This is a genomic window from Phytohabitans aurantiacus, assembly GCF_027923225.1.
GTDB classification, from domain to species: Bacteria; Actinomycetota; Actinomycetes; order Mycobacteriales; family Micromonosporaceae; genus Phytohabitans; species Phytohabitans aurantiacus.
In genome coordinates this window covers 28,754-42,213 of record NZ_BSDI01000083.1, presented here as the reverse complement: position 1 = coordinate 42,213, position 13,460 = coordinate 28,754, and the positions used below count along the sequence as shown (strand labels likewise).

Below are 13,460 nucleotides of genomic sequence, written 5' to 3'. Positions count from 1 at the left end.
GAGACGTAGGTGGCCACAGCGCCGACGTTGCTGCTCGGCGTGCACACCGTCGCGGTGGAAGCACCCATCTACCGCAGTGCGGCGGCCGCGGCCACGGTGATCGCGCGGCCGTGCCCGCGGCCACGGCGATCCTGGTGAACGCCCAACGGTTCGAGCAGACCCGGGCGAGCCGTCCGGCCGACCAGACCGTCACCGCGGCGCCGTCCGCGTCGTAGCCGACCAGGCACCGGGCCCGCCGGTAGAGCGGTGAGGCGGCCATCGTGTGCCGGCGCTGCCCCGGCATGCCGCCGAGCAGGCACGCGAGCACGCCCGATCCCACGCAGACGCTGCCGTCGTCGGCCCCGCCGACCAGCCCGCGCCCCATCTCGGCCAGCTTGCCCACGACCGTGTCGAGGTCCACGCCGGCCCGACAGCGCACCGCCTCCCGCCGGTCGAGCACCGGGCCGCCCAGCCCCACCCGGGCCGCCACCAGCCGGTCGACCGCGACGTCGAACGCCAGCACCCACACCCGCCGCGACTCGGGCCGCACCACCAGCGACGGGCGGCCCGCCCGGGTCGTACCGGCCTGGTGCTCCTCACGCACCAGCCCGGCGGCCACCAGCTCGGCGGTCAGCGCCAAGGATGGTGCTGCGGTTGACACCCATCCGCTCCGCCAGCGCGGCGCGGGACAGCGGCCCGCTCACGTGCGCGTGGTGGAGCAGGGTGCCGAGGCTCGTCCGGTGTCGATGCATATCGCCCTCACCGACTCCCCGACCGCTGGAGAATCAACGACAGTACCGATCAGGCATTCTCCGCGACCGCTCATAGTTTGAGTGGCGGCCCCGGAGGAAGCGAAGTGATCTCATGCCCACGGACGCGCGGACACTCCTTCTTCACGACGACCCCCGGCCGCTGCGCTGGACGGTCGGGGAACACGAGGTCGAGGTCGTCGAGTTGACGGCGGGCACGGTCTCCGACGACGGCCGCCTCCTGGAGGGCGCGGCCGGCCGCGCGACGGTGACCTTCCCGGGCGTCCGGGCGCCCCGGCTGCGGGACGACGCGCGGACGCCGGCGAACTCCGTGCGCCTGCGCCAGACTGTCGACGTCGTCGGGCGGGTGACAAGCCCGCAGACGCAGCTGGGCCTGGCCGATGCCGTCGCCTGCGACCCGTCCGCGGCTCCCGGCCGCCCGCTCACCGTGGATCTCGTGGTCGACCGCCGTCACCTTACCGACCTGGTCACCGTCGATCTCGGCGAGCTTCTCGGTCGGGCGAGGCTCATCGACCTGGAGTTCCGTGACCTGGTGGTGGACCTTGCGGCCGGCCGGGTGGTCAAGGGCACCCTGCAATGGGAACCCGGCAAGCTGTGGCGTGCCCTCGAGATCGACATCGACGGGTTCACCATCGTCATACCGCGCCTGGTCCTGTCGCCCAAGGGCTCCCGCGCGCCGGCAACCCTGGTCCTTCCGCCCGGGGTCGCCGACGCCGGCGCGTGCGGGGCCGCGTCGATCGGTCTGGGCACCATCGCGATCTCGCCGACCGGCGACTACTTCTTCGACCTGCCCGCGCTCGACTACGGTCCCTGGCTGATCGGCGACACCGGACTCGTCGCGACGGGGACCGGTGTCGTGATCGACCTGAGCGCCACGCAGAGCGCGCCCGGCTTTCCGCTCCTCTGGCGCGGCCTGGTGCTCGGCGCAGGCGAGGCGACCGGCGCCGCCGCGGTCCCGGATCCGTGCAACACCGGTTACCTCCGCGGCCGGTACACGTACGCGCGGGCGCTCCTGCGGGCCGCCGGCCTCGACGCGACGCTGCACCTCGCCGAGTCCGTGTCGTTCACCGCCCTCAACCCGCTGGGCCAGTTCGTGGAGTTCGGCACCGGCTCCCTCGTCGTGCAGTCCTCCACCATCGCCGCGGGACAGTTCCAGCAGGCCACGTCGGTGCTGGTCGAGGACGCCGGATGGGGAGCCGGGTCCCGCAGCGCCGTCAGACTGCCGTTCGGCGCGGTCGACGTCGAGCCCGATCTCGCCCTCAGCGGCGTCGCCGACGGCCACCAGGTCGACCTGCACTGGGGTGAGCTGACCCGGCACGGTGACGAGATCATCCCGTGGCGCACCACGGCCGACCTCGCCTACCTCTATCTGCCCGCGGGTCCGTTCGCCTCGTACTCTCCGGTCGCCTCGGGGGCGTTCGTGGCGCCGCACGTGTCGCGGAACCCGGTGACGTCGCTGCCCGAACTCGCCACACACCACGCGTCGGGCGTCACGTTCGCCCGCTTCGGGAACATGAAGGTGTTCTCGCCCGACGGGCCCACCGGGGTCAACCGCCCGTACGACCTGCAGGAGGTGGAGGGCTGGCTGCGCGCCGGCATCACGGGCCTGGACGGCCAGTTGTTCTGCCACGCGGCCGTCAACGGTGACGCGGGCTTTCCCGGCCGGCAAGGGTACGTCGGGAACCGCACGTTCCGGGCCACCCTCGTCTTCGGCCAGCCGACGGTGCCGTTCGCGGAGTTCGTCACCAGCGCGGTCCACGAATCGACGCTCGACGCGTATCTGACCCTGCCGGTCCCCGCCGACCTGCCGCGCCTGCATGTGCTCGACATCGGCATCACCTCCACCGCCCATCTGGTGGGCGGCGACCTCGCCCTTCCCCCGGGCGGCGTTCCCCTCGGCTACTGGGAGGTCAAGCTCGTCCCGACCGGCCCGCCGGCCGCGGCGGCGGTGCTCAGCGTCCGCACGGGGCGCATCCTGCTGACGGCAGCGGGAATCCAGGAGGCCCTGCACTTCGCCCGGCCGTTCGGCCTGACCTGGGGCGAGCTGCTCGCCGACGGCAACCTCGGCGACCTGTTCCTCGACTTCAACGACTGGGGTCAACGCTTCGACGGGCTCGTCTTCCACCACGACGCTCTCGTCCTCTCGACGTACGCGCCCGGCACCGATTCGTTCCTCGGCGTCTCCGGCCAGGTCCTCCTCCCCTACTTCGGCCTGCACTACGTCAACATCCGCGATGCCGCGCGGATCACCTTGGGCGGCACCGCACCGCACCCGCGGCATGTCACCGTTCCCAAGCCGGCCATCGCCCCGGGTTCGCGCACCACCGACCTGTCCCTTGCGCGGGACTGGCACGACGTCCACACCAGCGTGCTCGCGAACTTCCTGTGCACGGACGCCGACGTCGACTACCACGTCACCGCCCAAAACGGGTTCCTGGGCACCGGCACCGCCGAATTCGGGTTCCTCCACTCGAGCAGGCTCGACATCACCGTCGAGATCCATTCCGACGCGACCGACATCCGCATCTCGGCGCAGACGGCGCACGGCCTGGACATCGGGCCGGTGTCGAACGTCGGGTCTCTGGGGGAGATCGTCGGCTCGGCGCGCATCGAGGGCTCGGGACTCGCCCGCATCACCATGTACGGCGCTGTCGAACAATCCGCTGGTGCGCTGTTCACCAACAAGGTCGGCTACTCGGCCGAGGCCAACTTCACGATCACGCCGACATCGATCGACCTGTACGTCTCCGGCGACATGCTGGTCGGCGCCACCGTGGTGGAGGTCGAGGCCGCCGGGACGGCGCACCTCTTCTTCGACTTCGGCGCCGGCACCGCGGAGGGCGAGCTGTCCGGCTGCGTGGATGCCGACGCCGCGATCGCGGGCCTGTCCGGCGACGGCCAGTTCACCTGGCACATCTCCCCCGCTATGCACTACCTGCAGGGCCGGGTCCGGGTGGCCGTCTTCTCGACCGTCGCCAGCGGCGGGCTCGAGGGCGGGTTCTTCATCGGGCGGACCGTCCCCAAGGCGCTCGCCTGGTCACTGGACACGGGTGATCCGCACTTCCGGTTGTCGCGCGCGATCATGCCGGCAACCATCACGGGCATCTACGGCTACGGACGGGTCTCCTTCGGCGTCAACTGGTACGTGTTCGGCGGCGGCGTCGACATCTTCGCCGGAGCGGGCGCCTTCAGCCAGCCCGTGCCCGGGTTCCCGGCGCCACCGTTCGTGCCGGCACCGCAACTGCCGTTCGTCGCGGCTGCGTGCGGCATCCACGTGCACGGCGAGATCCTCGGCGGACTGGTCAGCGCGTCCGCCTGGGCGAACCTCAGCCTCGTCGGCGGCGTGCCGCCCTTCTTCGAGGGTTCGTTCGAATTGCGGGGCTGCGTCCTGTGGGTCATGTGCTCATCGGTGTCCGTCAGCGCCGGCGTCAACAGCAGCGGCTTCTACCTGTACTGAGGAGGGGGCATGACCGGGTCGCTCGTCCATGTGACGTCCGCGGGCATCGCCGCGGACGGCTCGACGTTCACCGTGGTGCGCTGGGAGGTGGTGGACGACGCGGAGGGCTACAACGTCTATCGCCGCCCGGCGGCCGGCCCGGTGAGCTGGGGTCCGCCGCTCAACGGAACCACCACGGTGCGGGTTCCGTCCTCGGGCGCCGAGCTGCTGGCGATCGTGTCACCGGGGACGGCCGCCTGGTCGGTCCTCGTCAACGGCCTCAGCGCCGTCGCGGCGGGCACGACGCCCGGCACCGTGCTCAGCCCGGTCGATCCGGTCGTCGTGTTCGACAGGGGGCTGACGCCGGCCGAGCGGACGTTCGTCCAGGCCGGCGCCCAGGCCGACCTGACCATGGGCCGCATCGCCGGCCTCGCGTTCATCGACACGACCGTCACCGCCGACGAGACATACCTGTACGAGCTGCGGGCCGTCCGCAACGGCGCGGAGAGTGTCGCCGGCACCTCGGGGGACGTGTGGGCCGGACACTTCACGCTGCCGCCTGCGCCGTCGGGCGTGACTGCCCAGGCGGGTGACGGCCGGGTCCTCGTGTCGTGGAACCGGCCGCCCGCCGCGGCCACCTTCCTGGTGCAGCGGGCCACGAGCGCGGGCGGCCCGTACGCCCGCGTCAACGCCCGGCCGGTCACCCACGACCTGACGACGGACCTCGACGGGCAGCCGCTGCCCGCCACACCCGGCTTCATCGACGCCGCCGCGTGGGACGCCGACGGGGCTCCCGCGACGCATCCGGTGGACGGCGTTGCCGTGGACGGCCCGCACAACGGCATCACCTACCACTACCGGGTGGCCGCCCGCGACGCCCTCGACCGCACCGGCCCCTGGTCGGCTCCCGTCGCGGCGCTGCCGATCCGCGCGCTGCCCCCGATGGCGCCGGACGAGGTGCAGGTGACGCCGACGACCTCGGCCGACGGCATGGTGGTGCGGTGGCGCACGGTGATCCGCAACGTCGAGGGCCACCGGTTCACCGACCACGACGTGCCGGACTCGACCCAGACCAACCTGATCCACCGCGCTCCGGCCCGCGAGCAGCTGGAGGATCTGGCCACGCTGTCCTCACACCTGGTCACGTCGCTGGTCAGTGACCCGCGGGACGTGACCACGCCGGTGCAGACCTGGACCGACACCGATCCCGCGCTGGTGCCGCCGTACGGCACGACGCCGTTCTACTACCGCGTGCTCGTGCGGGACCAGTACGGGCTCGTCAGCGCCCCCTCGGCCGTCGTCGGCAACCGGGTGCCGGACACCACTCCGCCGGGGCCGACCGTCATCGTGGACGCGGTCGGGCGGGCCGACCACATCCACGTGGAGTGGCGGGAGAACCCCGAGCCCGATGTCGCGGGATACCGGATCTACCGGGGCGTCTGCGATTTCGGGCGGATTTACATCCCGGGGACCGGCCACGACCCGGACAAGGAGCCCAGCGACCCCACCGGCCGGTTCACCTGCGACATGGTGTTGGTGGGCGAGGTCCCGCTCGGCGACGCCCGGGTCATGATGCACGACGACGGAGTCATCTGGTTCGACGACTCCTCGGTGCCGGCGAACTCGCCGATCTGCTACGCCTACTGGATCCGGGCCTACGACTTCGCCGACAACCTCTACCCGGGGGACGGCCACGGATGCCCGGCGAAGAAGGCGGAGTACACATGCGCCGCGTTGCGCGAGAAGACGCCGCCCGAACCTCCGGTCATCACGAACCTCAAGGCCCGCAACAACGCTGTGCTGATCGAGTGGGTGGGCGCACCGGAACAGGACATCCGCGCGTTCCATGTCTACCGCTCGGACAAGGAGAACGATCCTCCGCAGTTCGTCGCGTGCGTCTTCACCGACGGCACCACCACGACCGTGCCGTGGCACGGCATCGTGCCCTCGTGCATGGTGCTGCCGGCGATGCCGGACCCGCTCGCGTCGCGCGGCTCGTATCTCGACACGGCCGTCGAACCGCACCGCGAATACTGGTACCGCGTCGCGGGCGTCGACTGGCTGGGCAACGAAAGCACCTCGGGCAACCTCACGGCCATTCCGGCGTCGAGCACGTTCACCTACACCTCAGACCTGCCCGGCACCCCCACGGTGCTGCCGCCGACGCCACCGCCGCCCGGCGGCTGCGGTCTCGAGGTCACCTGGGAGCCGCCGTTCGACCCCGCCACGCTGCGGGGCTATGTGGTGTCGCGCTCGTCGCCGGGCGCGCCACCCCGGCAGGTGTCGCCGATCCTCACGGTCACGTCGTTCACCGACCCCACCGCGCGCCGCGGCATCGACTACCGGTACACGGTGCAGGCCGTCGACGCGGCCGGAACGCTGTCCGAGCCTTCCCTCCCGGTGCTGCACCGCTACTGACCAAGGAGCACCGCCATGGCTGTCACCGACGTGTTCGACCCGCGGACCGACGGATGGTTCTTCGAGAACTGGGGCGAGGACACCGACTTCACCTGGGACCTCTACCGGCGTACCCATCTGTCGATCCATCCCACCGACGACCCCGTCCTGGCACCGCTCGACCACGCGTACTTCCAGATCTTCAAGAGCTGCGCCGCCGAGGGCAACTGCGGCGGGATGGCCATGCTGGCCCTGGCCGTGTTCAAGTACGGTGGCTTCTTCGGATACGGCTCGCCCGCCAACTTCTACACGGGGGGCCCCGACGGCCCGGACCGGAGCGACCTGCACGAGGCCGTGAACATCTTCCAGGCCCGCCAGTTCAGCGCACCGGGCATCCGCAACTTCCTCGACGTCGTCAAGGCCGGCCAGCTCAACGACGGCATCGCGGCGTGGCACCGCATCAGCGGCGGGCTGGCGAGCGGCGACTACCACGTGCTGTCGCTGTCCAGCGGGCTGTTCGGCGACGCGGCGCACACCGTCATCCCGTACCGCGCCACGCAGTCGGGAGGCACCTACACGCTCTGGGTGTGGGACCCCAACCGTCCGTACGACGCCTTCCCCGCCTATTACGACGGGGGGTTCAACCGCATCGTCATCACCTCGCCCACCGGGTGGTCGTACGACCAGAATGCCGGCGGGTTCTCCGGTGGGCACAACTACCTGGGGTCGCAGAACGGCTGGTTCTTCGCCATCCCGACCTCGTTGATCTTGCACAAGGGCCGCCAACCGATATCGGTCGCGTTCGCCATCACGGGGCTCACCTATCTGTTCGTGTCCGGCACCGGCGCCGCGGTGACCCAGATCGAGGACAGCAACGGCCGGCGCCTGTTCCGCGACACCGGCGTGCACACCCGGCGTGACGACCTCGAGACGTCACCGTCGCACCGGCTCGAGGGCGTGGCCCCGTGGCCGTTCACCGGCGGGCTGCCCGGCACCGGCCGTCCGGGAGAGCTGTACGTCACCGATCGGCCCCCGAGCTCCGCGCCGCTTCGCGTCACCGTGCGGGGCGACTACACGCTGCAGCGTGCCTCCGCCGGCTCCCTGACCGAGGTTGCCCCGGTGGGCAGGACCAAGGCGCCCGACGAGGTGCTGTTCGACGACGATGCCGTCGAAGTGCGCACCCATGCGGCGCGGCGGCGATTCGACCTGCGACAGATCCGCACCACCGGGCCCGGCGAATGGCACGGCGTGCACCTGCGCGACGTGCTCGTCACGGACGACAGTGTGCGGATGCGTGCCCCCGGGCCGGGCGGCGCGGTGGAGGTGTCCGGAAGCCGGACAGGACGCGAGCTGGACATCGAGTTCGAACGCCTGCGAGGGCGGCGCCTTTCCCGGTCGCACCTCGGACGCCGGCGCTACCCGGCTGGCGGCCCCCTGGTGGTAGCCCCCGGCACGTGGGAGGCCGTGCCCCGCCGACGACGCAAGACGTGACGAGCCGGTAGGTCGCGTCGCACCCCACCGCCGACACCGGCGCTGACCTCCCGTCCCACGTACCGGAATTACGGGAAACGGCGACCGGCGTCCGGCAAACCGGCCGCCTTGAGGAAGTTCGTCCCAGGTGGCGCCCTAGATCAACTGCTTGCCGTTGTTTTGGTCTGGAAACTACGGGCGGCCCGGCCTGGCGTACGCCGCCAACAGCGGTCCGCCTGATAGAAGCCCGACCGTCAGGCGCCGGCGGTGACGTGCTCGCACAGCCGACGGGGTCGGTAGCCGCCGGGGACACCGGCGCCGACGGTGTCCCAGAACGCTGGGGAGCCGTCGATGTGCCCGCCTAGGGTGTGCCAGGCGAAGCCGGGATTCTCCGCGCGCAGCGCCGCCAGGCCCGCGGCGGCCAGGCCGCGGCGCCGGTAGGGCTCCAGGGTGTGCGGCTGTTCCACCCAGCCGATCCGGCACGTTCGGCACAGCTGGTAGTCCACCTCAAAGACGAAATCGTCCCGCACGACCTCGGCGTCGCCGGCGCGGCCGCGCAGGTGTGCGGCGCGCATCCGCCAGCCGGGCCGCTCCGCCGACACGGTGTCCTGCCACGGCGTGGCCAGGTGCGGGACGACGGGCCAGCGGGGCCGGGGCCATCGGCCCCCGGTCACCCGTTGCAGGACTTCCCGCCAGGGTTGGCGGCCGGACACCCGACCCACCTGCCCCGAGGCGGCAATCAGCTCGCGGATCGCCGCCTCGTTCGGGTTCCCGGTGCTCATCGCGGGGTCAGTCGTCATCGCCGGCTTCGGCTTGGGCCTGGCTGGCCTGCTCCACCAAGGCGTTGCTCAGGTCCCGCAGGCCGGCGGCGACGTTCCACTCCGGCCGGACCGCCGGATCCAGGCCGCGGGCCTTCGCGCCTTCCCAGATGCGGGTCCACGTAGTCGTACAGCGCCTGCCGCGCCTGCAGCTGCGCCGCCCGGCCCGCCGGGGCCAGGCGGGCGAGGCCGGTGGCGTCGTGCTCGGCGAAGGCGTCGATCAGCTCGATCGCCATACCCTGGTGATGCAGCGTGTCGTCGTCCACGTCACTCATGCCGGTAACTCTATGACGCCCATCGATCACTTTGCGACCACGGCGGCCTGACCCGGGCGGCGGCGCTCACAGCGGTTCGAGGTCGTCCACGTCGTCCGGGCCATCTTCGGTGGCGAGCAGGTGCAGGGCCTCGCGAAGCCAGCCGAGCTCGTCAGGGTGCGAGCCAGAGCGCGATGACCGAGGTGTCCACGCCAGCTTGTAGCAGCGCCATCGCGGTGGAGTGGCGCAGGGTGTGCGGCGTGACGGTCTTGCTGGCCAGCGTGGGGCACGTGGCTACCGCGGTAGCGGCGTGCTTGGCGACGAGGCGTTGCACCGCGTCGCGGGATAGCGGGGTGCCCCGCCGGGTCGGGAACAGCGGATCGGTGGGCTGGCCGCGGTGTTCTTTGAGCCAGGTGCGCAGCGCCTTCACGGTGTGGCTGGTCAGCGGGGTGCACCGGTCTTTGCGGCCTTTGCCGTGGCACCGTAGGTGGGCGCCTGGGCCGAGGTGCACGTCGGCCCAGGGGTGAGCCCGGTCAGCTCGCTGACGCGTAGGCCGGTGTGGACAGCGACCAGCAGTAGGGCGTGGTCGCGTCGTCCGGTCCAGGTGGTTTGGTCGGGGGCTGCGGTGAGCGCGTCGGTTTCCGGGCCGGTCAGCCAGCTGACAGTTCTGGGCCGTGGCGACCCGCTACGACAAGCTCAAAGACCGTTACCTGGCAACGGTCACCATCGCCTCGATCATGGTCTGGCTCCGCGGCGCGCGAAACGCGACCGCAAATCTGATGATCCGTCAGATGCGCCCTAGCGTCTTCCTCCCTGCCGCGATCAGCGATCCAGAACGAATGACGTTTGAGATCAACGGTTGACGCGCAGGTACGCCATCTGCACCACCTCGCCCGTGAGATGTAAGACCTTGGACACTCGCTTTCCCTGCCGCGACGAGGTGCTCAGACTTCACGGGTGGAACCTGTCATGATGGCACTCAATGCCCTCGGAGCGATGAAGAGGGCCTACGACACCAAGCAGTTACGAGATCAGATCGCGCGGATCGAGTCGACGGTCCAGGCTCTCGGCGCCCGGATAGACCAGATACTCGACATCAGCGTGATGGCTGCCTTCGAGCATCTGGCAACCGCTGACAGGGCTACGAACGACGACTTCCGTCGACAGGAACTAAACCTAGCCCGTGGGAAGTTCGTGGAAATGACCAAACGACCAACCGAGTCTATGGCGCATCCGGGAGAGCAAGACCTGTCGGCGCAACAAGTAACCGCGATCGGTCACGCCGGCAATTTCAGCTACTTCATGATGAATGGCGAGGTCTCCCTGGCACTGCTAGAGGCATACCGGTGCACCGAACGCTTCCCCGCCCTTGGGGTACAACTCTTCCCAAAAGCCGTCTTCTCGCGTGACTACAGCGCGACCGGCCGGGCCATGGTCGCCCGACGTGCCAGCCGAGACAGAGTTCGCGCGAATCACGAAGCCTCTCTGAAGGCACACCAGGCGGACAGGGGAGCCTACTACCGGGAATTGGCCTGGAAGGTGCCGGCCGCGGGTGCAGTTTTCCTCGGCTTCCTAGCAGCGGGTATGGTCGCGCCGCCTCTAGCCGGCCAGGCAGGTGCGCGCGCGGCGGGCATCCTCGCCGGTACGGGAGACCGTGCGATATCAGATGTTCCTGGACCCAAACCGAAGCTCAACTACGACTCCAACGCGATCGATCCACCGGAGGAAATCGAACTCATGCGACAAGCGAGTGCCGAGAGCGCCCAGCGCCGCGCAACACTGGAGCGCTCGGTTTAGCAGGACCGACGAAGCCACAGCGACTGTACGGCTGCACCACTCCTGTCTAACATGCCAAAGATCGCTAACGCCATCACCTCGCGTCCGGCACGAGTGTCGCCATCGCCGGGGTGGCCCGTTCACGGAGTCGTGTGCTGGGCGTCACGACGAAGCTCTGTCGTGGCCCGGCGTGGTGGGTTATCCGGCGCCCCCTTGAAGCGCGAAGCGCAGGACTCCACCGACGTGAACATGTCTACAAGGGACTTGGCCGGGAACCCGGAGGCTTCTCTGTGCGCGCCTTCACTTTCCGAGGCGCGGAAGGATCAAGCCAGGTCGGATCAAGCTGGACCATCAGCTACAGACCTTGAAAAGTTGATGTCTGTCGGCGTGGCGGCGTGATCTGCGTCGATGGGTTCGGTAGGCCGGAATGATGAGGTATCCGGCTGGTGGTGGTTTGAACGCGGCAGCCAGGGCCCGGCCTGAAACGGTCCGCAGGCAGGCGGCAGCCATGTTCCAGGAGTCCAGACCGACCGCCCAGATCGCTTCTGAGCTGCGGGTTTCGCCAAAGTCGGTGCGTGAGTGGCGGCGTCGGTGGATCGCTGGAGGCACACGGGCGTTGGCCTCGGCCGGGCCCGGCGGCGCCGACTGCAAACTCGGAGTCGACCAGCAGCAACGGCTTGCCGGAATGCTGGATACGGGACCGGTCGGGCACGGCTGGGACGATGCCCGCTGGACGCTCGCGCGGGTCGCCGAGCTGATCGAACGATGGTTCGAGGTCTGTTACACGTTGCGTGGGGTGTCGTACTTGCTGCACCGGATGGGCTACAGCCTGCAGGTTCCCGCCCGCCGGGCGGTCGAGCGTGACGAGCAGGCGATCCAGACATGGCATCACCAGCGGTGGCCGGCGGTAAAAGGCTAGCGGCGGCGCGGGGCGCCTGGGTCTGCTTCCAGGACGAGGCAGGCCAAACCCTGCGACCGCCGAAAGGCAAGACCTGGGCACGGCGGGGTCACACACCAGTGGTCGCCGTGTCAGGCAAGGGATCCGGACGGATCTCGATCGCCGGGCTGCTCTGCCTCAAGCCCGGACACCGCGGCCGGCTGATGTGGCGCACCCGACTACACCGCGGCCGGACCGGCGAACGCGACAGCTTCAGCGAGGACGACTACATCGCGTTCCTGGACCAGACCCACCAACGCCTGGCCGCGCCGATCGTGCTGTGCTGGGACAACCTCAACACGCACATCAGCGTACGGATGCGAACCCTGATCGCCGCCCGAGACTGGCTGACCGTCGTCCGGCTACCCGCCTACGCCCCGGACCTCAACCCGACCGAGGGCGTCTGGTCCTGGATCAAACGCGGCATCGCCAACACAGCCATCCACCGCGTCGACCACCTCGCCAACCTGGTCAAACAACGACTACGCGCATGCCAGCAGCAAACCAACCTCATCGCCGGCTTCCTCGCCCAAACCGGAATGACCATCGAACCAGAACCACCATGACCGAACAGACGCCAACCCTTCAAGCTCTGTAGTGATCCTCGCCGTGTCGGCCGGCTTGATGGCGACAGGGCGGGTTGGGTCGCGTTCCGAGGCGGCGTCGCCGAGAATTCAGCCTGGTCACGACGTTCCAGCTGCCCTGGGTCTCCTGGCTTCTGGAGGGCTACGACAACAGCGGGGTCCTCTACACGATCGCGGTACCGTCCGTGCTCGCTGGCGGCTACGCAGCTCCGACGGCCGCGCCGTCCTGCGCCGCTTCCGCCACCCCGACGACCCGCTATCGGCCCTGGCCACCGAAGCCGCAAACTCCTGTGAGGCCGCGCCCACGCCGACGCCCCTATCCCGTCACACGGGCGGGTGAACTTTTGGGGATTCGTTTTCCTTCGCCCTGCTCGGGGCGCGCTTCGAACCGGACGGATCGCACTGTTAATACCACCGCCCAAGACGCTCCGGGAAACCTCCAAGCAGGCTTAATACGAGATCAAGTTTGGCAAGTGAGCCCGAGCGCGGGCCCATGATCCGAGTTCCGCATGGAGTTCCCACCCGGCGCCCGCCGGACCGGACATCGTTTTCGAGTTGTCGTCATCGACGAACGGTGAGCACAATACGACAATGACGGCCCGGGAGATCTCGCCAAAGCTGCGGACGAATATGGCCGGACGGATACGGCCACGTGACGCGAAGTTGGCTGGAACTATTTTTGTCATTTTGTCGACGCTGGCGGCAAGTCTTGGATGCGGTAGTGGCCAAGACCGGACAGATGCCTCCGACAAATCCGTTACGCATCCTGGATCAGCTGCGGCGTCGCCCGATGGGGACCCTACTACAGGTCCGGCGGGATCCCCGCCCACGACGGATGGCACCGACCATGGTGACACATCCCCAACTGGTCCTGGTAACAGTTCACCGACGAGACCGGGCCCACCGACCGAGCCTAAGACGGGACCACAAAGCCCCCGCGGTTCCACCAAACCGCCGGTCAGTACGACGCGGCCAGCCGACAGGCCGACCACGGCGCCACCGCCGAGCCCTCGCAAACCCTGGACGCTGGTATTCGAGG

At 69.6% G+C, this 13,460-nt stretch carries 11 protein-coding genes and 1 pseudogene; 9 read left to right on the top strand and 3 right to left on the bottom strand.

The features are described 5' to 3' along the window. Window positions 1-262 precede the first annotated feature (262 nt). From QMG73_RS46555 to QMG73_RS43105, 4 genes are all read left to right on the top strand, one after another. On the top strand, window positions 263-637 hold the full coding sequence (locus tag QMG73_RS46555) for a hypothetical protein (RefSeq protein WP_407676940.1): 375 nt from the start codon (window positions 263-265) through the stop codon (window positions 635-637). A gap of 206 nt (window positions 638-843) precedes the next feature. Next, on the top strand, window positions 844-4,206 hold the full coding sequence (locus tag QMG73_RS43115) for a hypothetical protein (RefSeq protein WP_281905519.1): 3,363 nt from the start codon (window positions 844-846) through the stop codon (window positions 4,204-4,206). A gap of 9 nt (window positions 4,207-4,215) precedes the next feature. After that, window positions 4,216-6,603 (top strand): fibronectin type III domain-containing protein, encoded by a 2,388-nt coding sequence (locus QMG73_RS43110; RefSeq protein WP_281905517.1) that lies wholly within the window; start codon window positions 4,216-4,218, stop codon window positions 6,601-6,603. A gap of 15 nt (window positions 6,604-6,618) precedes the next feature. Continuing rightward, window positions 6,619-8,073, top strand: a complete 1,455-nt coding sequence (locus QMG73_RS43105; RefSeq protein ID WP_281905515.1) for a hypothetical protein — start codon at window positions 6,619-6,621, stop codon at window positions 8,071-8,073. 233 nt (window positions 8,074-8,306) lie between these two features. On the opposite strand, the gene QMG73_RS43100 is transcribed toward QMG73_RS43105, so the two are convergent. The 3 genes from QMG73_RS43100 to QMG73_RS43090 form a co-directional block, all read right to left on the bottom strand. Continuing rightward, window positions 8,307-8,852, bottom strand: a complete 546-nt coding sequence (locus tag QMG73_RS43100) for a hypothetical protein (RefSeq protein ID WP_281905514.1) — start codon at window positions 8,850-8,852, stop codon at window positions 8,307-8,309. Further along, on the bottom strand, window positions 8,849-9,145 hold the full coding sequence (locus QMG73_RS43095) for a hypothetical protein (RefSeq protein ID WP_281905511.1): 297 nt from the start codon (window positions 9,143-9,145) through the stop codon (window positions 8,849-8,851). The genes QMG73_RS43100 and QMG73_RS43095 overlap by 4 nt, the downstream gene beginning before the upstream one ends. Window positions 9,146-9,296: 151 nt before the next feature. After that, complete coding sequence (locus QMG73_RS43090; RefSeq protein ID WP_281905510.1) at window positions 9,297-9,635, bottom strand: tyrosine-type recombinase/integrase; 339 nt, start codon at window positions 9,633-9,635, stop codon at window positions 9,297-9,299. 163 nt (window positions 9,636-9,798) lie between these two features. On the opposite strand from QMG73_RS43090, the gene QMG73_RS43085 reads away from it, so the two are divergent. The 5 genes and pseudogenes from QMG73_RS43085 (at window position 9,799) to QMG73_RS43065 (ending at window position 12,403) form a co-directional block, all read left to right on the top strand. Beyond that, entirely contained in the window at window positions 9,799-9,987 is a 189-nt protein-coding gene (locus tag QMG73_RS43085) for a hypothetical protein (protein ID WP_281905509.1), read from the top strand. Between the two features lie 94 nt (window positions 9,988-10,081). Then, window positions 10,082-10,921 (top strand): hypothetical protein, encoded by an 840-nt coding sequence (locus QMG73_RS43080; RefSeq protein ID WP_281905507.1) that lies wholly within the window; start codon window positions 10,082-10,084, stop codon window positions 10,919-10,921. A 406-nt stretch (window positions 10,922-11,327) separates the two neighbouring features. After that, a pseudogene (locus QMG73_RS43075) lies at window positions 11,328-11,510 on the top strand (helix-turn-helix domain-containing protein); the annotation flags it as partial. Between the two features lie 6 nt (window positions 11,511-11,516). After that, the gene (locus QMG73_RS43070; protein WP_281905550.1) at window positions 11,517-11,819 is read left to right on the top strand and encodes a helix-turn-helix domain-containing protein; all 303 of its coding nucleotides are present in this window, start codon (window positions 11,517-11,519) and stop codon (window positions 11,817-11,819) included. Further along, window positions 11,783-12,403: a transposase gene (locus QMG73_RS43065; protein ID WP_281905506.1), complete on the top strand. Its 621-nt coding sequence runs from the start codon at window positions 11,783-11,785 to the stop codon at window positions 12,401-12,403. Before QMG73_RS43070 ends, QMG73_RS43065 begins: the two co-directional genes overlap by 37 nt. Window positions 12,404-13,460 lie beyond the last annotated feature (1,057 nt).